Raw genomic sequence first — 21,720 nt, forward strand, 5'->3', positions numbered from 1 at the left:
ATGCGAAAAATATGTTACGGTATCATTCTTGTTCTTAGTTTTTCTTTGTTTTTTTTACCTACTTTCTTATCTACCAAATTAGGAACTCAACTACTCATTTCTTCTTTAGGAAAAAAAATCCAATTAACCAAGCTGCATTTAAGCTGGTTTGGTAAACAAAAAATCCTGCAACTGGAAATAAATAAACAGAATCAGCCTTGGTTTAGCAGTCCTGAGATTACCATAGATAGCTCGCTTATTTCTATTTTGTTATTCCATAAAATTAAAAACCTAGAAGTGATAGAGCCTAAGGTGGTTTGGGAGGAAAAATCGCCTATTCCCCCCAGCTCTTTTCCAAGTCATAAAAAACCAAAGCGCTTTTCTTTTGATATCTTTCAATCTGTGCAAACTCTACAAGTAACAAAAGGCTCTTTTACAGTTATTCCCTTAGATTACCCCAGTATGCAATTTGATCATGTTGATCTTAAATGGACTAGACAGCAAGATTTAGGCAATTTAGTTCTGCAAGCTACTAGCCTACAAAATCAAACTAAAGGCTCTATTCATCTGCAAGGCAGTTTTCTTGTTTCTAAAAAAGCATACCCCTTGCCTTTAACCCTTACAACAACCTGCACAAATCTATCCACTGAATTTTTGAGCCTTTTCACTCAAGATTCCTCTATAAGACCTTTTATAGGCGATGTATTTGATCTTAGATTAGATGTAAAAGAACAACTTTATACTTTTGACCTATCAAGCCCTTTAGTAAAAATACAAGGCTCTGCTCATTGGGATCAAAAGAAAGAGCAATTGACAGCTAATGCTGTTCCTTTATCTTTCACGCTTACACAAGATAATTATACTTTTATCAGATCTTTAATGAAGCTACCCGCATTAACTCTTGTAGAACCGAGTGTATTTCACGGTATGATCCATCAATTATCCCTAAACACAAAGGGTAAGGGGTTTTTTCCTATACTTAATAAACCTTCTCTAGTTTTTCATGCTGAGCTGAAAAGTGAAAAACTACTCTTAGCTTCCTCGTCTGAAATTTCTCATATCTCCTCTCTGCAGATCCAGGCAAAGGTTTCAGAGCAACTTATTTCCTCTCAAATACAAGCCGCTATTTCTGCTAAAAAACAAGGATCATTTTTTTCAGATATCTCTTGGACAAAACAAACAGAGGCTCTAGGTGTAGAGATAAAAGCTTTAGAACTACCTACCTATTTACTCGAAGGTCTATTCCCTCAAATTTCTTTGCAAAAGTTATGTGGCCCTAGCATAAATCTTACTCTAAATACAAAGCTCCTTGCTAGAAGTGGACCCCTATCGGTTGAAATGCTCTCTCCTTACTCTTCTTTTTCTTTAGAAGGACAGCTACAAAAAGAAGCAATCACATTAGATAAACCTCTCTATTGTCAGCTAAACAAAGACGCAGGAACTTATGCATTACAAGAATTTTTTCCCAGTTTACAACCTAAAAATCCTATTTCTATTAAGGTTGCAGCTGGAGAAACCCTCTCTTTTTCCTATCCATTTCACTCTAGACAATGGGTCATCCCTACACTAGAAATAGAAATGGGAAAGATGCTTTGTTATAAGCAAAGTTTTGCTTCCTCTTTATTTAATTTACTAAAAATACATCAGTTTGATGCAACTGTTACATTCAATCTTTGGATAGCACCCATTATTATGCATGTAGATAAATCTCTAATTACACTGGAAAGAGTGGAGCTGTTATTAGCAGATTTGTACGAAATAGCCATTTGGGGAAAAGTAAAAGATGACTTGCTTAAAATGAAAGTTGGCCTACCTGCTTCTACCTTAAATAAAGCCTTTCAAATTCCCAACCTTCCTTCTAATTACGTCTTAGCTCTTAAATTAGAAGGTAGTTTAGAAAATCCAGAAATCAATCTCAAGAAAGCAGCTGCTAAAATTGCAGCGTTATTTATTTGCCAACAAAATAAAAACCCATTGAATATCCTGATCCCTAAATGTAAATCTTTGCAGAAAACTCCGATTCCTCCAGCTAAACATCCTTTTCCTTGGGAACAGAAAACCACATTTGTAAAAGATAAAACTATCAAAAGGTTTAAACAGGATGATAAACCATTAGAGCAGCTATTAAAAGTGATCCGTTAAAGCTTGTACCGTATATGAATTTATGAAATAAATGACCAAAAAGACACCTATAAAAAAGACAAACAGTGCAAGCAGAGCATTAAGCCAAGTTGAGGACTGATAGATGTCGTTATTAATCTGTCTCTCTATCTTTTTAAACTTAAAAAACGCAAAGATGCAAAGTATAGCTCCAACACCTACTAAAGACATACCAAATAGAGAAGAATACCCTTGTGAAGGTGACTGTCTTGATTCTCCTAAAAAAAATGCTGTTTGTTGCATGAAAAAGGAAAACCTTCCGACAACAAACCCAAATGCCATTATTCCAAGGTTGGTTCTAATCCATGCCAAAAAAGTTCTCTCATTGGCCAAATGATCCGCGCGATTAAAACTTTTCACGGGGCTTTCAGTGGATTTTTCTATCATACTCTTTTTATAAAGAACTGCTCTGTTTTTCACAATGTAGAATTGAGCATAGCAACTTAACCACGTATAGAGGAAACTGTCTCTCATAAAAATCACGCTCTCTATAGAGAGTTCGTAAGGTGAGTTTAAATCATTTGGGTTTTAAACTACTCCGGAGTATTTGCAAGACTTTTCTGGTTCCTAGAGCGAAAAAATGCAAAGTATTCTTGATTATTCGCCCTGTAAAGGAAAAAAATTTGCAAGATTATTTTTCAACCTCGTAGTTATGGGAAATTTTTTGTTTATTCGGGTTATTTCTTCTGTGTGAGGAATAACGCTTGCTTCAATTGCTTTGCATACTTCATCCACCGCATAAGTTGGAAGATGATCTGCTTCTGTGGTCCTATACACAAAAAGAATGCTATCTGTTTGAGCTATAGCAGAGAGAGGAGTTCCATTTCTTTTACGATCTTCCTCAGTTGGTATGTAAATATGTTTAAAAAGCGGATCAAAAGGAACTTTATCAATATGCATCTTCTCTACAGCTTTTTGAAGAAGCTGTTTTTGATGCAATAGCTGTTTTTCCAGCTCATCAGAAGACTTTTTCTTTTGGTACCAAGACACAGGATAATCGCATTTAGGACATTCATGGGATCCCCCATATTTTACCCAAAGCTGTTCATATTTTTCGTTTACTAGATCCTGATGATTTCTCAAAGTTATAGCTGTGCACTTAAACTTCTCTTTTTCAATAGTACATTCCTGTTCAATGCAAGCAGAAGAGGAAGCAAAACCGCCTAATTTTTTTAAAAGATGTGCAAAACTATGAAGATCTACCTCTTTAATTGGATGCTCTAGCAAATCTGCTTCAATTTTAGCGCATATTTCTTGCACTGTATAAGTTGGAAGATTGTCTATTTCTGCTATGCAAGCCTCTTGATCTTTTACAGGCACTTCTTTAGTTTTATATTCAAAAAGAATCATATCTGTGAGCGCTAGATGAGAAAGGCTATTTCCATTTCTTATATGCTCCTCTTCAGTTGGTATAAAAATACGTTCAAAAGCCGGGTCAAAGGGCTGCCCATCAACATGCATCTTCTCCATCGCTCTCTGAAGAAGCCGCCTTTGGTAAGACAATAGTTTCTCCATCTCATCAGAAGATCTCTTGTCAAACCAAGAGACAGGATAATGGCTTTTAGGGTGTCTTTGAGATGGGTTGATATGCAAGCTATATTTTTCTCGAACCTGATCATATTTTTCATCTACTAAATCCTGAGAGTTTAGCATAGTTATAGATGCATACTTAGTAGACGTCTTTTCATCAAGAACATATGCCTGCTCAACACTCGCAGGAGATCCAGAAAAACCGCCAAATTTTTTTAAAGGCCATCCAAAACCGTGAATCTCTACTATACTGCATTTGGGTCTGAATTCAATTATAGCCATATTATTTGCGGCATTTATACTAATCTTATTTTTTGTTGGCAGTCCAATATCATGCAAACACGCAATAAGCTCTTCCCTCTCGGGATTTACTCTCCCATCTTGCTGGCTTTGTTTTTTGAAGATCCCAGCAATATATCCTATTACGGATTCGGCAATAAAGGGTTCTGGGGGCTCAGCAAACGCGATATCATACCGATCCCAAGCCTCCCTTAGCTCAGCATCTATATCTTCAGGCTCTTCCTCCAAGCAAGATATTGTTGAGTTAAACTGCTGAGGTAAATAACTTTTATAGCCAAGGGCATTGCTAGTACTAGGTTGACTTGAGCCTGCCGTGTCTTGGTAAGTTTGCAAAGAAAAGTGTTCCAGAGAGGAATCTTGACTTGTAATCGGTGCAGACATAGAAAAATCCTCTGTTTTTTTAAATAAATAACATGGTTATTAATTGATTATGTTCTAAATGCTTTTCTCTTATACTCATCTATTTATTCTTTGGTAAAAATTTCCTCAAAGCTTCCCCATATTTCTTTACCATTTTTAACAACTTCAGCGGCGTTCTTTGCAACTTTAGCAACATCTTTGCTTACTTCAACCGCGTTTTTCATGGTATCTTTTACTTCTGTTCCAGAAAAAAAGCTTCCAATGCCTCTTCCCGTGCTTCCAATTGTGTTCCTGATGCTTTTCCCAGCGCCACAACATCTCAGGATCCATCTTCTTCCAGCAACATCAAATAGAAATACAGATCTATCACATGCAATATAAAGGTTTATGGTAGCACAAACCTCCAGGGCTGTTGTAAAATGATCAATAACCGTTTTCCTATCTGCAGCTGCAATGCTAGGAACTCCACAAATCAAACTTTCCATTCCATATCGATTGATTTCAGATAATTGGTAATTTTTTTGCGCATCTGCAGAGAATATTCCTGAAAAGAAAGCCAGTAAGCACATCGGTCCTTGTCGTAAGAATGCAGCATATATTTGCATACTAACATGCCATGTTTCAATATCCTTAAAGGTTCTAAATACAGGCTCTGTATTATTAGGATTAAAAGAAAATTTTATTTTTTCTGCTTTGATGCAATCTGTATATTCACCCTGAATAACTTTTCCTTCTGCATCTTTATAATAAAATTGTTGTTTTACCCAGGCGCTGACCTGTGCTGCATCTACTTGAGATAGAACACAATCTTTCATAAAACAGACTAATGGATTTGTATCACGTGTTCCATAAAAGATTACTGATTCAGCAACTCCACTTGCATTGTATAGCAATTGAGGCAGGTTGTATTCTCGAATAAGACGGATAAGCTCTTTACCCTTTAAGAAACCGACATTTTCCGAAGAATAGGAAACATCACGACTATCGTTCAATGCCCTATCAAAAACCCTGCACAACATATCTTCTTGTGATCCAGAATTACGCTTGATGAAACGAATTTCACGATCCGCGGCCCATACCTTAACAATCTCTTCTTTAATTATCTTTCCACTCTCTTCTGCCGCTTCATGATATCGTACTACTCCCTCTTCTGCTGTTGGTTCGTAAGATAGAATTCTATGGTTTCTTCGTTCCTCTGTGCTTTCCTCTAATATGGGAAAACCCTCAGCATCGGCAGACATAACTGGTTCATATTTTATGAGAAAATTATCATCATAATTACCTTTCCATATCACTACTGCAATTTTTTTCTCTTCTACATTAGCTGAAACAATAATAGCAACACGACTCCTTAAGTCATTTCTAAATAGTCGACTTTCAATTATGCCTTCGGAATCTTTCCAAATACATTGCCCTAATGTAAATACTTCTGAAGAAGATGCTTTGCTTTCCCAATATTCTTTAATCCATGAATTATATACCGCGTAACAAATACCGGTGCGGTTTTTGGAGACTCTTAATTCTAAGTCAGGATTATTTTTTAGTCTCCAGCTACATATAGGCTGTGACTTAAATGCTGTTCGATTAACAAGCGGAACAAGAGAAGTTGTCATAAGTTGAGTCTTTATGTTGGTTTATTTTTGATAGGTATATTTATTTAAATTAAATATGATAATGATAAGAAAAGATTAAGTCAAAAAAAATTTTTTGTTTATTTTTTGAAGTATTTTAAACAGAAAAATGCTCTAAAAACTTGAGAGGAAACAAGGCTTATACAGAATAAGCCTTGTTATTTGTGTGTGTTTTGATTTGTCTTAAGCGATCGTAACTTCTTTACAGAGATATACATCTTGGATTGCATGAAGAATTTGAACGCCTTCTTTAAGAGGTCTCTGAAAGGCCTTACGTCCAGAAATTAAGCCCATACCACCGGCTCTTTTATTAATAACAGCGGTTTCTACAGCTTGACTTAAATCATTGGCTCCTTCTGAAGGCCCGCCTGAATTGATTAAACCCACTCGACCCATATAGCCATTTGCCACTTGATAACGACATAGGTCAATCATATGATCAGAACATAGTTCTGTGTACATTTTTTCGGTTTGTTTACCAAACTTTAGAGCTTTAAAGCCACCATTGTTTATAGGTAACTTCTGTTTTACAATATCTGCTCCAATTGTAGCCCCTAAATGATTTGCTTGACCGGTTAAATCAGCTGCTTCATGAAAGTCTTTATCAGCTGTTTTAAAAGCAGGATTACGCAAATAGCACCATAGAACAGTTGCCATGCCTAAATCATGTGCTAGTGCAAAAGCTTGAGACACCTCTTGTATTTGTGTGCGACATTCTGGTGAACCAAAATAAATTGTTGCACCTACGGCAACGCAGCCCATGTCATAGGCTTGTTCCACATTTGCAAACATGGTTTGCTCAAATTTGTTAGGATAGCTTAAGAGCTCATTGTGATTGAGTTTCAGCATAAAAGGGATTTTGTGTGCATAGCGACGCGCAACCATGCTTAGCACTCCCAAAGTGGAAGCAACAGCATTGCATCCCCCTTCAATGGCTAATTTCACAATATTTTCAGGATCAAAATAGTCGGGGTTTGCAGCAAAAGAAGCTCCTGCTGTATGTTCTATTCCTTGATCTACCGGTAAAATCGAGAGATAGCCAGTTCCTCCCAGGCGTCCTGCTTGAAACATCGTATTTAAACTATTTAATACGCGATTATTACGATCAGACTGGGAAAAAATGCGATCGACAAAGTCAGAGCCTGGTAAATGCAAACGCTCTTTAGGAATTTTACAAGTGTGATCAAGCAAATCTTTAGCTTTTTTACCTAATAGCTTTTCAATATTAGCAAGCGACATGGAGGAACCTCTAGATTTAAAATTTCTTAAAAAAAGACAACTATATAGATAAAAACAGCTTTTTTAAAGGATTTTAACATCTAAAAGGGAAAAATCTGCAAATTTAACCCTTTTATTGTTATAAAAAAAATTTATTTTTGCAGAATTTGTTCAATTTCCTCTAAGCTTTTGCCTTTTGTTTCAGGCACGTATCTAAGGACAAACCAAAAAGCTACCACGCTAATTACACCATAAAGAAGAAAAGACCCTCCAATTCCCATAGAAACCAGCAAATTAGGGAATGTCAATGAAACAAAATAATTACAGAGCCAGTTTACAAATGTAGCAAGAGTCATTGCTTTACCACGCACCTTTAATGGATAGATCTCTGAGAGTAATACCCAGGTGATGGGGCCTAAGCCAATAGCAAAAAAAGCAACATAACATATTAAACTAATGACAGCCATTTCATCAATTAATGAAGAGCGTAAAAAGGAAGTGATAGCAAGAGAGAACAAACTAATCACCATCCCTGTAATCCCTATCAAAAGCAATCTTCTTCTTCCTATACGGTCTAATAGCCAAACAGACACAAGTGTTGCTAATACATTAATCATACCGATGGATAAGGTAGCAAATGTAGCACTAATAGCGGATGCATACCCTGCTCCTTGAAAAATGCGAGGTGCATAGTAAATAACCGTATTAATCCCTGTAATTTGTTGAAAGGCGCTAATGAAAAGACCTACGAATAAAACGGTGCGTAACTTAGAGGAGAATAAAAGCCTCCAAGCTCTTTTATCTCTTGAGCTAGCTGAATGCTTCATTTCATCAACATGACTCTCCCAATCCCGATCTAAACGTAATCTCTCTAAAACAGTAATAGCAAGACGAGACTTGCCATTTTTAAAAAGCCAAGCGGGAGATTCCGGTGTAAAAAAAAGAGCAAGGAGTTGAATAGCAGCAGGAAGACTGCCAATAATAAACATCTCTTGCCAATCTGCTTTTTTTGCATAAATGTAATTAATGAAATACGCTCCAAGAATCCCAAGTGTAATGGCTAATTGATAGGCAGAAACAATCCCTCCTCTACGATTAGGAGGCGCAATTTCAGCAAGATATAAAGGCGCTGTTACAGAAACAACCCCAACAGCTATCCCACTGACCACACGCCCAAAAAGCAAGGTAAAATAAGCATGCGCTTCTGCTGTAATCCAAGAGCCTAAAATAAATAAAACAGCTGTCAGCATAATGGTCCATTTACGCCCTAAGCGATCCGCTAAATACCCTCCCATTAAGGCCCCTACAAGAGCTCCTAATAAAATGATGCTAACCAATACTCCTTGTTCTGCAACAGATAGATGAAAAATCGGAGAGATAAAAATTAAAGCTCCTGAAATGATTGCCGTATGATATCCAAATAATAAACCTCCTAAACAAGCTATTGTCACAACAAAGATCATATACTTGCTTAAACGCTGTTTATGAGCCATACTCTGCCTCTTTTTTTTGTAGTGTCTTTTTCATAAGTCGATGTGGAATACCAATTTTTTCAATGGTAGGACCTTCTGGTTGATAGCCCATTTGCTGATAAAAACCTTCTACTTCTTTGTAGGCATAGAGGTACACATAGTAGATCCCCTTTTTTTCTAATCCTTTTTCTAATGTGCAAAGTAATCTGCGGCCAAATCCTCTTCCTTGATACTCTTCACTCATGACCATTTGATACATGCGTCCCATGATTTCACTCTCTGGCGAGAAGGAAACCGAACCCACTACTTTTTTGCTATCTAAAGCAACTAGATGCAAACTGCTTATCTCCTCTGGTATTTCCTCTGTTTCTGGAGCTAAACCAAGTGGCTTATGCAACATTTCCCAACGCAGCATCTTCGCTGAACCATATTCTATATTGTTAATAGTAATCCATTTGAATTTCATAAGACACACTCCTTTTATAGATAAAGAGTTTCTCTTTTTGCACCATACAATAAAGTAGTATTTTTACAAAAAGACGTACTTAACAAACTCTGAGAAAAAAACTCTTTAAATAATCCCCTTCTGGATGAAATAAAGAAATAGGATGATCTGGTGTTTGAATGTGTTTGGAAAGAATAGATACAGACCGTTTTACATCAGAAGCTGCTTGAAAAAGCAGCTGGCGAAATAAAGTTTCATTGATAAAATAAGAACAAGAACTACTCAGTAATAAAGAATCATAAGGCATTTTAGCCAAACTTAGGCGATTGATTTCTTTATATCCATTACAAGCGTTATTCACATCTTGTCTTCTTTTTGCAAAAGCAGGAGGGTCTAAAATCACTAGATCAAAAGGTAAATCCTTTTGCCGTAAGTACTCAAATACATCTGCTTGAATAATGGTATGTGCCTCTATCGGAAATTTATTCAACAAAGTGTTTTTATGAGCTAACTCACAAGCTCTTTTACTTACATCTATACTAGTTACATGCTTAGCACCAGCCGCTAAAGCAAATAAAGAGAATCCTCCCGTATAAGAAAAGCAATTCAATACCCTTTTACCTTTAGCATGACGAAAAATCAGCTGACGCATTTCTCTTTGGTCTAAAAACAAACCTGTTTTTTGCCCCTCTTCAGGGGTAACATACATAGATAAGCCATTTTCCTTTACAATCAGTTCTTGAGGAACTGTTCCAAATAAAACGGCTTTCTCCTCTTTTAAACCCTCTTGCAGACGAGCTGAAGAAACGGATTTCTCTAAGACTCCTTTAAGGGGAAGCTTTTTTAATAATAAAGAGAGAATCTTTTCTTTTAAACGCTGCATGCCCCATGTGTTGATTTGCATAACAGCTATGGTATCGTAGATGTCAATGATAAGACCTGGAAGCTCGTCTGCTTCCGCATTTACCAAGCGAAAACAATTAGTGGTTTTTTGGCAAAACACCTTTTTTCGCAACTCAATAGCCCGATCTAAATGCTTATTAAGCATAACATCCTCTAAATCGCAATCAAAGGTTAATACCCTTGCTGCAAGAGAATTATCTTTATGAAAGTACGCTTGTGCTAAATATTGCCCAGAAGAGCTATAAACCTCTAAAATCTCCCCTTGCTCAAACTCTGGCAAAGAAGCAATAGCACCAGAAAAAATCCAAGGGTGTCGATTTAAAAGAGATTTTTCTCGACCGGGTTTTAAAATAGCTCGTTTTTTCATGAAACCATATTAAGTGAGGGTTTTTTTTCTAAAGATCGGATGACTTTTCCAATTAAATCATAATCAGCAACATCCGTTATTTCCACTTCATATAGTTCAGGTAGTTTTTTCACCTTGCGAGCGTCATTAATAATTACCATGCCATCAATTTCTGGTGCTTGTCCATAAAACCTTCCACAGAGAAGATAGGGCGAATCTGGATGAGAGCCTTCTACAATAACAGGTATTTTTTGTCCTATATATCTTGTATTTCTTTGAGCAATAAGCTGCATTTGCGCTTTTGCTACTCTATCAAAACGAGCCTGTTTTATTTCTTCTGCTATATGATCTGGTAGCTTTGCAGAAGCAGATTGTTCTTCACAGGAATACTTAAAAATCCCGATATGGTCGATGGGATGTTTTTGGATAAATTCAATAAGCTCATCTACATCTTCTTCTGTTTCTGAAGGAAACCCAACCATTAAGCTTGTGCGAATGACCACATTTGGAAGATTCTTACGCAACTTTTCTATTGTTTCAATAATCTGTTCTTTAGAAGTTTTTCTTTTCATAGCTTTTAAGATCCGATTATTAATATGCTGAATGGGCATATCTAAATAAGGACAGATCCTTTTATCACCTGCCATTAAAGCAATTAATCCATCTGTAATCTCATCAGGATAAAGATATAATAATCTTAGCCAAAAGAATCCTTTTTCAGATAAAAGAAGAGAGATCACATTCTCTAGTCCTTGTTTATCGACTAGATCTTTTCCATAATCCCCTAGATCCTGAGCGATTAGAATCACTTCCTTTACCCCCTGAGAAATCAAAGCACGAAATTCTTTAAGAATTTGAGGCGTAGGTTTACTACGCAAGCGGCCTTTAATCTTAGGGATAATGCAAAAAGCACATTGTTTAGCACATCCTTCTGCTATTTTCAAATAAGCATAATGCTTTGTAGATAGCTGTCTTGGTATCTCGCCCCATTCTAAATAGCTACGGGCATTAGATATCGCCTCTCCAGGAATATCAGCTGTAATAGCTTCCAAGATTTTTTCCACATCCCCAGAGCCTAAAAAATAATGAATCTGAGGAAATTGCTCTTTGAGCTGGTCTTTATGTTTTTGCACCATACAACCGGCTACAATCACCTTTGCTTCTGTTTTTTTCTCTTGAAAAAAGCTATTTACCGAATCGATAGACTCTTGTCTAGCAGAGGCTAAAAACCCACAAGTATTAACCACTAGAAAATCCGCTTGATTAAGCTGATCTGTAATCTGATAACCAGCCTTGAGCACCATCCCTAACATAACCTCGGTATCCACTAGGTTTCGGGCACATCCAAGGCTGGTAAAATGGATCTTATTTTTTAATGTTTTTAGCTGAGAAGGATATTTCATGATTTTGCCTTAAGTAAACCTAAGAATTATCAATAAAGGCAGAATTTCCCACCAGCTCTTATTATTAAATAAATTATTTACCAATTAGGCTATGTTAAGATTAGGTTAATATTAAACATTAACTATTAATTAATTACAATTAATTACGTTTTAATTTATAATTAATATCGAATTGAATAATAAACAATATAAAAAGGAAATAAACATGGCAACTTTAATACAAACAAACAGGTTTAGACCCTCTGCTCCCCCTCCATCATATAAGGAGGCAATGGCAAATAGAGCAATAACTCAATCAAATGAGAACATTAATATAATTGCTCAAAATCATATAACACCTAAACAACCTAACCTATCAACAAGGTTTAAAAACTTTTTTACTGAGAAGTGGACTGCAACTAAAGCATATCCTCAAGCAGGCGCCAATAAAGTAAAAAATGTTTTTAATTCTATCTATCACCACCCAACTGTTCCTTATATTGGAGCCGGCCTATTAGGCGCAGCTACAGGATTACTAATGGGATTAAGCATTCCTGCAGGATTCATGCTTGGTGTAGCTGTAAAATTGGGAAGTATAGCTTTAGATAAAGGGTTAGATGCTATCAATAGTGCTACTAATCGAGCATTTAGCTGGATGAAAGGTTCTAAGTTAGAGACAGAAAATATCTCGCAATCTTCTTTTAACCAAACGATTAGAACTGTTCCCATTGCTGCTTTAAGTTTCTCTTTAGGATTAAATTCTTATAATCTTGCTTTAGTTGCTAAAATTGCTGCAGCTGTTGCCGTTATCGGAGCGGGAGCTTTTGCATCAGGAGCTACTCTACATGCACAGTAGAGCCTAAATTTAATTGGGATTTTTTTGAAAAATCGCTGTATTTAATCTTTAATTGTCTTACTATAAGCTGATCTTTTTTAAGAATATAGGTCGGCTTTTTTTATTCAAAAATTTTTTTTAAAAAGAGTAATAAAAAACTGCCAATCTTTAGAAGCATTATTATTTTAATCAAGGAGAAATTATATGGCTGCATCGACAGATTTATCATTTTTAAATCGGACATTCACAACGCCTTTTAATAAACAGAATACTCCTGTAAAGGATTATCTAATCGGTCAAACCGCTTTTAGCACAGCCTTCGGATTTTTTGTCTGTCACCTTCCTTTTTTTCAATCAGCAGCATTAGGCTTAGCAACTGAAGGTTGTCGGTATGTAACAGACAAAGCAGTTGAGCAACTTTCTGCTAAATTTTCTTTGATCAGAGACAATAAAACAGCTGTAAAAACAGCTTTGGTTGCCGGATCATTTTTTCTAGCAAAAGCAGTAGTGAACACAATCCTCCCAGGATCTTCATCTTGCCTTAGAGCTGGCCTGTTAATGAGTGCTACTTATTTAGTGGCAGAGCCGCTATCTAGAAGAGTTTATGAAGCATGTACTACAGATAAAACAATTAAAGCGTGTTTTAATGATATTAAAGATGATATCTACGCACAATACCCAGCCGCAACAAAAAAAATAGCTGATCTATGGAATCGTTTCTTTGGATCTAACGGAAATCGCTTAGGTGGTGATGGCACTTAACAACGCTTAGTTACTTGTTTCTTAAAAGCTCACCTTGTTATAATAAGGTGAGCTTTGTTTTTTTAATTAAATTCTCAATATAAGCTCTTTTTATATTATCTAGTTTGTTTTTTTATTATAATTATAGATTAGGAGTTTTTATGCTGTCTTTTGACATGACTGTGAAAACACCTGATAATCATGAAAAATCTCTTAGAAGATATGTAACAGAGCAAGCATTTGTCGGGTTGGTAATAGCAAGAGTCTTTTATTGTCTGTGCCCTTTATCAGCAGCTCTTTTAGGAGCTGCTGCTGCTGGCTCTCATGCAGTCAGAGACAATGCAGTCTTAGAAAAGTTTCCAGAACCTTTTAAGAGTCACCTGTTAACAATTAACAATACCATTAATAAAACAGCCCTGTTAGCTGCTGCTTTTTTTACTTCTATACTATGCATAAGTGTATTAACAGCCCCTCCTCTTCCCTTTTTCAAAGCAGCCATTGTGATGGGATATACTCACAATATGGGAGAAAAGACTATGGATAAGATGTATGAGCTTGGAAAAGATGCATGGTCAAAAATAAAATTTACATGAAAAGACAAAGGAATCTTTGCCAAAAAAACCCTTTTAGTTATCCTAGCTAGAGTTGAAACTCATGCACAAGGATATTAGCTTTCATTATTTATCCCTTATTAAAAAAAACATCTACTTTATTGAGCTCTCTTTTAGCTGTAATTACAGTGACGTTTTTTTTAATGCATTCTATTCCGGGTAGTCCTTTTGCTGATGATAAGTTGGATGCTGAAATTTCAAAAGCGCTTTCTGCTCACTATGGCCTAGATCAACCTTTATGGTTGCAATATGTAAAGTATTTAAAAAACATCTGTGTATTAGATCTAGGTCCTTCTCTTCATTATCAAGGAAGAGCGGTAAAAGATGTCATTATTAATGGGTTCCCCACATCTTTCGTACTAGGCTTAGAAGCAATGACACTCGCTATTTTGTCTGGAGTAGGATTGGGCATGATTTCTGCGGCAAATCATCTTAAATGGCAAGATTGTGTAAGCATGCTCTTTGCCACTCTTTGTATGTCTTTACCTAGTTTTATTTTGGCAACTCTTTTACAGTTCGTTTTTGCTATGAAGCTTGATTTATTGCCAGTAGCTCGTTGGGGTAGTTTTGCGCAAAGTATTATGCCAGCTCTATCTCTTGCTGCTTTACCAACAGCTTTTATAGCAAGGCTTACCCGAGTCAATTTAATTGAAGCCATGCAACAAGACTATATCTTAACCGCTCGAGCAAAGGGTTTAAGTCAAATGCAGATCATATATAAACACGCGCTACGTAATGCTATTTTCCCTGTTCTTTCTTATTTAGCCCCTCTTTCAGCAAATATTTTTATCGGAAGTTTTGCCATTGAGAGAATTTTTGCTATTCCTGGTTTGGGGCACTCTTTTGTACAAAGTATTATTAATCGCGATTATTCGATGATTATGGGGCTAACCATTTTTTACAGCTGTATTCTGTTGTTAGCTGTTTGGTTAATTGATACAATCTACATATTCTTAGATCCCAGGTTAAAAGATAGATGAATACAGAAGAATTATTTACCCCTTTAACTCATCTAGAAAGAGCTCAGTTGCTTGATGAAAAAGCAGAAATGCCAAGCATTTCCCCTTTACGTCAAGCTTGGAGGCAGCTGGTTAAAAAAAGATCTGCTTTGCTAGGACTATCTCTTTTAACTTTACTCATGATTATGGCCATTATTGGGCCCTATCTTTCTCCTTACAAATACTACGAAATTAATCTTCCTCTTAGAAACCAACCTCCTTGTCGCAATTATTGGTTTGGAACAGATGATCTGGGAAGAGATCTATTCACCAGGTGTTGGTGGGGAGCAAGGATTTCTTTTTTTGTAGGCATTTCTGCTTCTACCATTGATTTAATCATAGGTGTGCTCTATGGGGTGTGCGCTGGGTTTTTGGGTAAAAAAATAGAGATGCGTATGATGCGCCTGTTAGATATTTTTTATTCTATTCCCTACCTGCTATTTATCATTTTACTCATTACGGTCATTGGCTCGGGGGTATTTACCATTATTCTTTCTTTGGCCTTAATAGGCTGGGTAAACATGGCGCGTATTGTACGCAGTCAAATATTACAAATTAAACAACAAGGATATGTTCAAGCAGCTTTTGCTTTAGGGGCCACCCGCTGGCATATTATGCGCAAGCATTTAATCCCTAATGCAGTGGGCTCCATTATGGTGACTTTGACCCTCACAGTTCCCTGGGCTATTTTTGTGGAAGCTTTCCTAAGTTTTCTTGGGTTAGGAGTACAAGCTCCTACCGCCAGTTTAGGAATGATGATCCATGACAGTTTATACGCTATTCGTTATTACCCTTGGCGTTTAATTGTCCCAGCTGCTTGCATTAGCCTAAGTCTATTAAGTTTAAACTTATTAGCAGAGGGCTTAAGAGAAATTCTCAATCCAAGACATATGCAATGAAACAACCTTTGCTTTCTGTTAAAAACTTAAGTGTCCAATTTTTCGACAAAGATAAGTGTATACATGCAGTTCGCGATGTCTCTTTTACCTTAGCTACAAACCAAATCCTAGCGGTTGTAGGAGAATCAGGTTGTGGAAAAACCACATTAGCAAAAGCTACTATTGCTTTACTTCCTCCAGGAAAAATCGCTATTAAGGGACAAATTTACTACCAAGATCAACCCCTTCTTCCTTATGTAGAAGAAAAAATGCAAACGATTAGAGGTAGGCGTATTGCCATGATTTTCCAAGATCCTATGACTTCATTAAATCCCACTATTCCTATCGGTAAACAACTTAAGGAAGGCTATCTACACCATTTTCCTCATGCTTCTTTACAAGAAGCTCAAGATCAATCTTTAAATCTGTTAGAAGAAGTGGGAATTACCAATCCCGAGCAGTGTCTATCTAGTTATCCTCATATGTTAAGTGGAGGTATGCGTCAAAGAGTGATCATTGCTATTGCATTGATATGTGCTCCTCAGCTTTTAATTGCTGATGAGCCAACAACTGCTTTAGACCTAACTATTCAAGCACAAATTCTCGAGCTGCTTAAGAAAATACAAATAAAAAGAGAAATGAGCATTTTGTGGATTACTCATGATTTGTCTATAGTTTCTCAATTTTGTGATCATGTAATGGTAATGTATGCAGGACAGGTTATAGAAAGCAGTAGCACAAAAAAACTCTTTTCTTCTTCCCTGCATCCCTATACACAAAAACTACTACAAATATTACCTCAATCCCGCTTAACTCCTTTCGAGCCCATTGCTGGCTTTCCTCCTGACTTAAGTACTGTATCCCCTGGTTGTAGCTTTTGTGCAAGATGCGATCAATCCATGCGTATTTGTCTTTCCCAAACACCCGCTTTACAAGAAATTAAACAAGATCAATTATGCGCTTGTTTTCAATACGACCCGAGAAGAAAATCATGAACACACCTCTTATACAAGCTGAGGCTTTATCCAAACGATTTCAGTTAAAAAAAGGTTATACCCAAGCGTTCTTGGATCTTTCTTTTTCCATCTTGCCTCAAGAAACTCTTGGATTAATTGGGGAGAGTGGATCGGGTAAATCCGCCTTAGGGAAATGTTTATTGCGTTTAGAAGAGCCCTCTTCTGGAGGAGTGTATTTTGAAAATCAAGATCTATTAAAATTTTCCAAAAAACAGCTCTTTGAGTTTAGACGCAAAGCACAAATTATTCTGCAAGACCCTTACGCTTCTTTAAATCCAAAAATGACAGCAGCTGAAGCTATCATGGAGCCTTTGCAAATTCACTGTAAATATACTAAAGAAGTTAGTAGACAGCTAGCTTATGAAGCATTTATCCGTGTAGGATTACATGCTAGTTCTTTTAATCGCCTCCCTCATGAATTTTCAGGAGGCCAAAGACAAAGAATTGCCATTGCTCGAGCTCTGATATTAAATCCTGCTTTTATTGTATGCGATGAACCTATTTCAGCTTTAGATATATCGACTCAAGCACAAATCATCACCCTCTTAAAAAAATTGCAGGAAGAATTGTCTATCAGCTATCTATTTATTGCTCACAATCTCAATATGGTAAGGCATATTTCTCATCGAGTAGCTGTTATGTATCTAGGAAACTTTGTAGAGCTTGCACCTACAGAGGACCTGTATCAAAATCCTTTACATCCCTATACCCAAGCCTTGTTTGCTACTATGCCAGGATCTTCTTTTCAAAAGGCCAAACCCACTCTTGGCCCCATTTCTTCTTCAGGCTGTCCTTTTGCAGCTCGCTGCCCCTATGCTACAAAAATTTGTGTCCAAGAAAAACCTAGATGGAAAGAGAAGCATTCAGGGCATTTCGTCGCGTGCCATTTGCACTAATGACTCCGTCATACAAACCCAAACACGACAAGGTGCTAAGCGCAATATCTTTCCAATAACAGTTCCTAATCCCACTTCATCAAAAGGCTGCCCAGCACCAATCACAATTAAGTCGTGTTTTCCTTTTCTTGCCGTCTCTAAAATAGCATCTGGGATAGATCTAGAAGAAACAACCATCAATTCAATATCCATATTGCGCTCTCGCGCAATGGCTTCTGCCCTTTTTAATACAGCCTCAGCCATTGCTAAGCGTCTGGGTACCATCATGTCTAAAGGAAGAGAGGAGGCAATTTCAATAACTTGTAGTGCTGTAATTTCTGCCCCATGCAATTTAGCTAAATCACAAGCTACCTGAACTGTTTCTGTTTGGATTCCACCTCTTGTAGCCACTAAAATCTGCTTAATTTCTAAAGGTTTGTAAGAAGGAACAAAAACTTCTTCAATCACTAAGTGGCCAGCGGGTTTTAATTTGCGTTTTTTACGATAATAAAAATACATCGCAATCCCTAACACCATCCAGACAGAACCTAAATATCTTCCTTCCGGCTTGGTAAATACGATTAAACACCACACCCCCAAAGTGGATAAAGCCCCTATAATAGATGGAATGGGAATCGAATAACCTTTAATACGTAGATTAAAAGGAACCCGAAAAGAACGCTGTACATCTGGCTTTTTGATCCTTAAAACGATTAAAGAAAGATGAGTGAAAAAAAAAGCAATCATTGCTCCAAAATTGTATAGATCAGCAAGGAAGTCCATTTTTCCTCTACTAGAAAAAACAACAATACAAGCTAAAACACTAAAAAAAATTAGAGGAACGATCGGTGTGCGCAAGCGAGGATGGATACGATTAAACAAACGAGGTAATTGATAGTGCTGACTTAAATTAAAAGAAAGGCGAGAAGCTCCTAGTAAATTAGCGTTTGCAGCTCCTATTAAAACAGCTGCCGCAAGTCCTGCTATAATAGGAGCAAAAAACCAGTGACCAAAAGGCAGAGCATTTACAATCGCAGCAAAGGGATTAGAAAGATATGTTGTTCCTAATTCTCTGGGAGGAACAGCAGAAAAAGTCACTAATAAAATACCTGCATACATCACGATTAATACAACCATAGCAAGTAAAATAGCACGAGGAACTGTTTTAGCTGGCCTTTCCGCTTCTGCAGCAAGTTGTGCAATAGATTCAATCCCTGTAAAAGCAACCATAGCCATAGCTGTTCCTTTCCAAAAATTAGGCCATGAAGCAGACCAGTCTACCAAAGGAATACCAATCTGTAATTGCTCAGTGAACCGAGTAAGATTTAAAATAGTATCCAAACCAACAGCAATAATAGCTAATTGCACAAGAATGGTAAGACTTGATAAAATGAGACCTATTAAAGTTGATCCTTTTACTCCCAAGATGTTGATGACACATAAAATGGTAATAAGACCTGCTGTAAACAAAATCTGGATAAAAATTTCAGAAAGGTCTACGAAAAAAAAGCTCAAGTAAGGAGCTACTGCAAAAGCCGAAATTGCAATAGCTACGATATAATCTAGTAATAAACCCCAACCAGCAATGAAAGAGACTAAATCATTAAATGCATGTCTAGCATAACTAGCTGATCCCCCTGATTCATGAAAAATAGAGGTCATTTCCGCATAACTAAGCGCTGTGCATATAAAAACAATCCCTGCTAATCCAAGGGCTATAGGAGTTGCCCCTAAAGCAAATAAAGCAGTAACTCCTAATGCATAATAAATTGAAGAGCCTAAATCTCCATAACCTATGGCAAACAGCTCAAATACACCCAAGACCCTCTTAAATGTATTTTTATGTAGTTGAGCAATTGTTTGTTTTAAACCGCCACCTTCTTTCATAATCCACCTTTATTTTTTTAAGGTATGGACTATCTGAGTTTTTAACAACTATTGTGTTGAGTTTATAAAGCAATGAATCCCAAAACAAGTTTGTTTATTAAAAAATTCCTTTCGAACTCTAAACTTATGCAAACAATTTACCTAAATTTAACCGACTGTATACAAACTTAAAGCCTTTATCTATTCACTACTTCTTGTCACTACACCCTCTCTTGCATATCCTCATGCTCCACCGCAAATTTCACAGAAGCTCAACGAAAAGCCTTCAGAAAGCATTTTGTCCTATGAGGAACTTGAATCAGGAGAGATCGAAAAAAGATCTACAGAAAATCACACTGTTGAAGCCATAAAAAATATTTTATAAATTTTTCCTTCATGTTTGCTAACTGCATAGCCACTATATTTTTATACTTCTGGATATTTCTCTAAAAAACGACCAGCAACTCGAAACTCTCTACCGGTCTTAAATTTTATAAGATAAATCCAATCCCCTAATTCTGATTGATATTTTTTTGCAATGTCTTCAAATTTAATTTCCCACATGCGACATATAACCCCAGTCCTTCCTGGACAAAACTACTCTGGAGCATCTTGCTTAATAATAACATAATCATTCCACGTATACTCACTTTCATTCAGTTCTTTATCGTTTGTCATAAATTCCCATGTTTTTAGTAATAAATAAGCAACTAAAGAGTTCCATTGATGACAACATGAATCACAAGAGCTAGCTTTACCAAAAGGGATCAAAAAGGTCAGGAATGTTTTCCCACCAAATCTTTTCTGCTGTGATTTTGATAGTAGAGAATTCATTAACATCTGGTTTGGGGGGGAAATTTTCCCATATTATTTGTAGCTCAACCATTTGTTTGTCTAAGATGAAATCAAAGATACTTCCCGCATCATAAGGCATTTGTAATGTTCCAAAATAAGGGATCTCCTTAATTGATATAGTTTTAATATTTTCTAAATGCAGCTTTCCTTTAATACAATCATGTTCTGACAACTTAGTATCATCTTTTAAATCTTCAATATCCATCTGAGCACTCTCCATGGAAATTTCCATATTGTTGTGATGATGTTCTATGGCAATGATTGATCCATCGTGAAAAAATGGCGCATAATACTCGATTAAATTTTTTTTCATAGTTATTCCCACCAAACTTTATCTGGAGAGTAGATATGTGATTTATCATGCTTTTCAGGTACTGGATTTCCTTGAGCATCTAGAAGTGCGTCTTCCCGACTAGTTTTTTTAGGATTAGGTCGATGATAATGATCATGCCTTTTGTGTCCTGGATAGCCAGGTTTTCCTTTGTCATGTCTGAGTTTTTCTCCGGTTTTTTTATTTTCAAATGATCTGTGCCCATTTTTTCCTGCATCTGGATGAGTTGTTTCCTTCCAACCAGGACGTTTCAATAACTCATCTGGATTTGCAGGAAGGGTTGGGTCAATACTCCCGCTTTTAGTTAGCCAATGAGGAGTCAAATCTCCAGAATAATAATTCCTCATTAAAGAGTTACTTCTTTCGTAAATGACCTGAGACACTTTGTAGCCTGCATAAGCAGCAATTCCTGTGAGTGCTGTATAAGCAACTGGGACAATAAAAGCTGTTAAAGAGGGAAGAACTAATTCTGCCTTGTCTTTGTCTGCATAACGGCCAAGAATTTGCGGAGGAACGTATGTTCTTTTAAGGGTGAGGTCTTGTGCTGCTTTAATGAGAAGATCTGTTTCATGAAGAGAGGCTTGTCCAGATAAAGGGGAGATGTATCCATCTATGAGAAGGTTTGTATTTAAAGAAGCAATTTCATCAGGAGTGGAAGGACCTACGTTTTCGAAGGGAGCTGCTATGAGGCGAGAAGTTAGAATCAAACATAATAACCAACGCATACATTATGCCTTAATCCATGTTACTTGATAAACGATCATTTGGCAGAATAATGTTATTTTAAAGTATGCATTTCCAACAAGCTCTTTGAGAATGTCATAGTGATATTGCAACCCTTTTAACCCCAATGTTGAGTTTAATTAACTAAGAATAGGAAAGATAAGACAAAAAAACAGTGTAAAAAGACCTCTTAATGTTGTACAAGTTTCGTTTCTGAAAAAACAACAACAAAAGAGGTCAAAAATGGAAACGCTTATTGAATTAT

General features: G+C 36.6%; 20 protein-coding genes. 8 read left to right on the forward strand and 12 right to left on the reverse strand.

The window, feature by feature from the left end; translation table 11 throughout:
* Complete coding sequence (locus RHTP_RS01890; protein ID WP_138106439.1) at window positions 1-2,121, forward strand: hypothetical protein; 2,121 nt, start codon at window positions 1-3, stop codon at window positions 2,119-2,121.
* Here RHTP_RS01890 and RHTP_RS01895 read toward each other — a convergent pair.
* The 8 genes from RHTP_RS01895 to rimO form a co-directional block, all read right to left on the reverse strand.
* Window positions 2,104-2,526: a YidH family protein gene (locus tag RHTP_RS01895; protein ID WP_138106440.1), complete on the reverse strand. Its 423-nt coding sequence runs from the start codon at window positions 2,524-2,526 to the stop codon at window positions 2,104-2,106. The genes RHTP_RS01890 and RHTP_RS01895 overlap by 18 nt on opposite strands.
* 210 nt (window positions 2,527-2,736) lie before the next feature.
* Window positions 2,737-4,350 (reverse strand): hypothetical protein, encoded by a 1,614-nt coding sequence (locus RHTP_RS01900; protein WP_138106441.1) that lies wholly within the window; start codon window positions 4,348-4,350, stop codon window positions 2,737-2,739.
* Window positions 4,351-4,433: 83 nt separating this feature from the next.
* The gene (locus RHTP_RS01905) at window positions 4,434-5,942 is read right to left on the reverse strand and encodes a hypothetical protein (RefSeq protein WP_138106442.1); all 1,509 of its coding nucleotides are present in this window, start codon (window positions 5,940-5,942) and stop codon (window positions 4,434-4,436) included.
* 201 nt (window positions 5,943-6,143) lie between these two features.
* The gene (locus tag RHTP_RS01910) at window positions 6,144-7,199 is read right to left on the reverse strand and encodes a class I fructose-bisphosphate aldolase (protein WP_138106443.1); all 1,056 of its coding nucleotides are present in this window, start codon (window positions 7,197-7,199) and stop codon (window positions 6,144-6,146) included.
* Between the two features lie 131 nt (window positions 7,200-7,330).
* Window positions 7,331-8,671 (reverse strand): sugar porter family MFS transporter, encoded by a 1,341-nt coding sequence (locus tag RHTP_RS01915; protein WP_138106444.1) that lies wholly within the window; start codon window positions 8,669-8,671, stop codon window positions 7,331-7,333.
* A complete protein-coding gene (locus tag RHTP_RS01920) occupies window positions 8,661-9,116 on the reverse strand; it encodes a GNAT family N-acetyltransferase (RefSeq protein ID WP_138106445.1) in 456 nt (151 codons plus the stop codon). The genes RHTP_RS01915 and RHTP_RS01920 overlap by 11 nt, the downstream gene beginning before the upstream one ends.
* A gap of 79 nt (window positions 9,117-9,195) precedes the next feature.
* Window positions 9,196-10,365 carry a class I SAM-dependent rRNA methyltransferase gene (locus tag RHTP_RS01925; RefSeq protein WP_138106446.1) on the reverse strand — a complete coding sequence of 390 codons (1,170 nt, stop codon included), beginning with the start codon at window positions 10,363-10,365 and terminating at the stop codon, window positions 9,196-9,198.
* The gene (gene rimO / locus RHTP_RS01930) at window positions 10,362-11,747 is read right to left on the reverse strand and encodes a 30S ribosomal protein S12 methylthiotransferase RimO (protein WP_138106447.1); all 1,386 of its coding nucleotides are present in this window, start codon (window positions 11,745-11,747) and stop codon (window positions 10,362-10,364) included. Before rimO ends, RHTP_RS01925 begins: the two co-directional genes overlap by 4 nt.
* A gap of 205 nt (window positions 11,748-11,952) precedes the next feature.
* Here rimO and RHTP_RS01935 point away from each other — a divergent pair, with 205 nt between their 5' ends.
* From RHTP_RS01935 to RHTP_RS01965, 7 genes are all read left to right on the forward strand, one after another.
* Window positions 11,953-12,582, forward strand: coding sequence for a hypothetical protein (locus RHTP_RS01935; RefSeq protein ID WP_138106448.1), 630 nt, complete (start codon window positions 11,953-11,955; stop codon window positions 12,580-12,582).
* 183 nt (window positions 12,583-12,765) lie between these two features.
* Complete coding sequence (locus RHTP_RS01940; protein ID WP_138106449.1) at window positions 12,766-13,323, forward strand: hypothetical protein; 558 nt, start codon at window positions 12,766-12,768, stop codon at window positions 13,321-13,323.
* 140 nt (window positions 13,324-13,463) lie between these two features.
* Window positions 13,464-13,895, forward strand: coding sequence for a hypothetical protein (locus RHTP_RS01945; RefSeq protein WP_138106450.1), 432 nt, complete (start codon window positions 13,464-13,466; stop codon window positions 13,893-13,895).
* Window positions 13,896-14,056: 161 nt separating this feature from the next.
* Entirely contained in the window at window positions 14,057-14,893 is an 837-nt protein-coding gene (locus tag RHTP_RS01950) for an ABC transporter permease (RefSeq protein ID WP_138106458.1), read from the forward strand.
* Window positions 14,890-15,810, forward strand: coding sequence for an ABC transporter permease (locus RHTP_RS01955; protein ID WP_138106451.1), 921 nt, complete (start codon window positions 14,890-14,892; stop codon window positions 15,808-15,810). The genes RHTP_RS01950 and RHTP_RS01955 overlap by 4 nt, the downstream gene beginning before the upstream one ends.
* Window positions 15,807-16,784, forward strand: coding sequence for an ABC transporter ATP-binding protein (locus RHTP_RS01960; protein WP_138106452.1), 978 nt, complete (start codon window positions 15,807-15,809; stop codon window positions 16,782-16,784). The genes RHTP_RS01955 and RHTP_RS01960 overlap by 4 nt, the downstream gene beginning before the upstream one ends.
* Window positions 16,781-17,701: an ABC transporter ATP-binding protein gene (locus RHTP_RS01965; RefSeq protein ID WP_138106453.1), complete on the forward strand. Its 921-nt coding sequence runs from the start codon at window positions 16,781-16,783 to the stop codon at window positions 17,699-17,701. Before RHTP_RS01960 ends, RHTP_RS01965 begins: the two co-directional genes overlap by 4 nt.
* Here RHTP_RS01965 and RHTP_RS01970 read toward each other — a convergent pair.
* The 4 genes from RHTP_RS01970 to RHTP_RS01980 all read right to left on the reverse strand — a co-directional run bounded on the left by RHTP_RS01970 (window position 17,669) and on the right by RHTP_RS01980 (window position 21,457).
* Window positions 17,669-19,567, reverse strand: a complete 1,899-nt coding sequence (locus tag RHTP_RS01970; protein ID WP_138106454.1) for a universal stress protein — start codon at window positions 19,565-19,567, stop codon at window positions 17,669-17,671. The genes RHTP_RS01965 and RHTP_RS01970 overlap by 33 nt on opposite strands.
* 405 nt (window positions 19,568-19,972) lie before the next feature.
* Window positions 19,973-20,110 (reverse strand): hypothetical protein, encoded by a 138-nt coding sequence (locus RHTP_RS08765; protein WP_171005702.1) that lies wholly within the window; start codon window positions 20,108-20,110, stop codon window positions 19,973-19,975.
* Between the two features lie 190 nt (window positions 20,111-20,300).
* Window positions 20,301-20,714: a hypothetical protein gene (locus RHTP_RS01975; protein ID WP_138106455.1), complete on the reverse strand. Its 414-nt coding sequence runs from the start codon at window positions 20,712-20,714 to the stop codon at window positions 20,301-20,303.
* Window positions 20,715-20,716: 2 nt separating this feature from the next.
* Window positions 20,717-21,457, reverse strand: coding sequence for a hypothetical protein (locus tag RHTP_RS01980; RefSeq protein WP_138106456.1), 741 nt, complete (start codon window positions 21,455-21,457; stop codon window positions 20,717-20,719).
* Window positions 21,458-21,720: the final 263 nt, after the last annotated feature.

The sequence above is a fragment of the Candidatus Rhabdochlamydia sp. T3358 genome (assembly GCF_901000775.1).
Lineage (GTDB): Bacteria > Chlamydiota > Chlamydiia > Chlamydiales > Rhabdochlamydiaceae > Rhabdochlamydia.

Coding starts and splice junctions, on each gene's coding strand:
- RHTP_RS01890 (WP_138106439.1), top strand. CDS start 1: ATGCGAAAAATATGTTACGGTATCATTCTTGTTCTTAGTTTTTCTTTG.
- RHTP_RS01895 (WP_138106440.1), bottom strand. CDS start 2,526: ATGATAGAAAAATCCACTGAAAGCCCCGTGAAAAGTTTTAATCGCGCG.
- RHTP_RS01900 (WP_138106441.1), bottom strand. CDS start 4,350: ATGTCTGCACCGATTACAAGTCAAGATTCCTCTCTGGAACACTTTTCT.
- RHTP_RS01905 (WP_138106442.1), bottom strand. CDS start 5,942: ATGACAACTTCTCTTGTTCCGCTTGTTAATCGAACAGCATTTAAGTCA.
- RHTP_RS01910 (WP_138106443.1), bottom strand. CDS start 7,199: ATGTCGCTTGCTAATATTGAAAAGCTATTAGGTAAAAAAGCTAAAGAT.
- RHTP_RS01915 (WP_138106444.1), bottom strand. CDS start 8,671: ATGGCTCATAAACAGCGTTTAAGCAAGTATATGATCTTTGTTGTGACA.
- RHTP_RS01920 (WP_138106445.1), bottom strand. CDS start 9,116: ATGAAATTCAAATGGATTACTATTAACAATATAGAATATGGTTCAGCG.
- RHTP_RS01925 (WP_138106446.1), bottom strand. CDS start 10,365: ATGAAAAAACGAGCTATTTTAAAACCCGGTCGAGAAAAATCTCTTTTA.
- rimO (WP_138106447.1), bottom strand. CDS start 11,747: ATGAAATATCCTTCTCAGCTAAAAACATTAAAAAATAAGATCCATTTT.
- RHTP_RS01935 (WP_138106448.1), top strand. CDS start 11,953: ATGGCAACTTTAATACAAACAAACAGGTTTAGACCCTCTGCTCCCCCT.
- RHTP_RS01940 (WP_138106449.1), top strand. CDS start 12,766: ATGGCTGCATCGACAGATTTATCATTTTTAAATCGGACATTCACAACG.
- RHTP_RS01945 (WP_138106450.1), top strand. CDS start 13,464: ATGCTGTCTTTTGACATGACTGTGAAAACACCTGATAATCATGAAAAA.
- RHTP_RS01950 (WP_138106458.1), top strand. CDS start 14,057: ATGCATTCTATTCCGGGTAGTCCTTTTGCTGATGATAAGTTGGATGCT.
- RHTP_RS01955 (WP_138106451.1), top strand. CDS start 14,890: ATGAATACAGAAGAATTATTTACCCCTTTAACTCATCTAGAAAGAGCT.
- RHTP_RS01960 (WP_138106452.1), top strand. CDS start 15,807: ATGAAACAACCTTTGCTTTCTGTTAAAAACTTAAGTGTCCAATTTTTC.
- RHTP_RS01965 (WP_138106453.1), top strand. CDS start 16,781: ATGAACACACCTCTTATACAAGCTGAGGCTTTATCCAAACGATTTCAG.
- RHTP_RS01970 (WP_138106454.1), bottom strand. CDS start 19,567: ATGAAAGAAGGTGGCGGTTTAAAACAAACAATTGCTCAACTACATAAA.
- RHTP_RS08765 (WP_171005702.1), bottom strand. CDS start 20,110: ATGTGGGAAATTAAATTTGAAGACATTGCAAAAAAATATCAATCAGAA.
- RHTP_RS01975 (WP_138106455.1), bottom strand. CDS start 20,714: ATGAAAAAAAATTTAATCGAGTATTATGCGCCATTTTTTCACGATGGA.
- RHTP_RS01980 (WP_138106456.1), bottom strand. CDS start 21,457: ATGCGTTGGTTATTATGTTTGATTCTAACTTCTCGCCTCATAGCAGCT.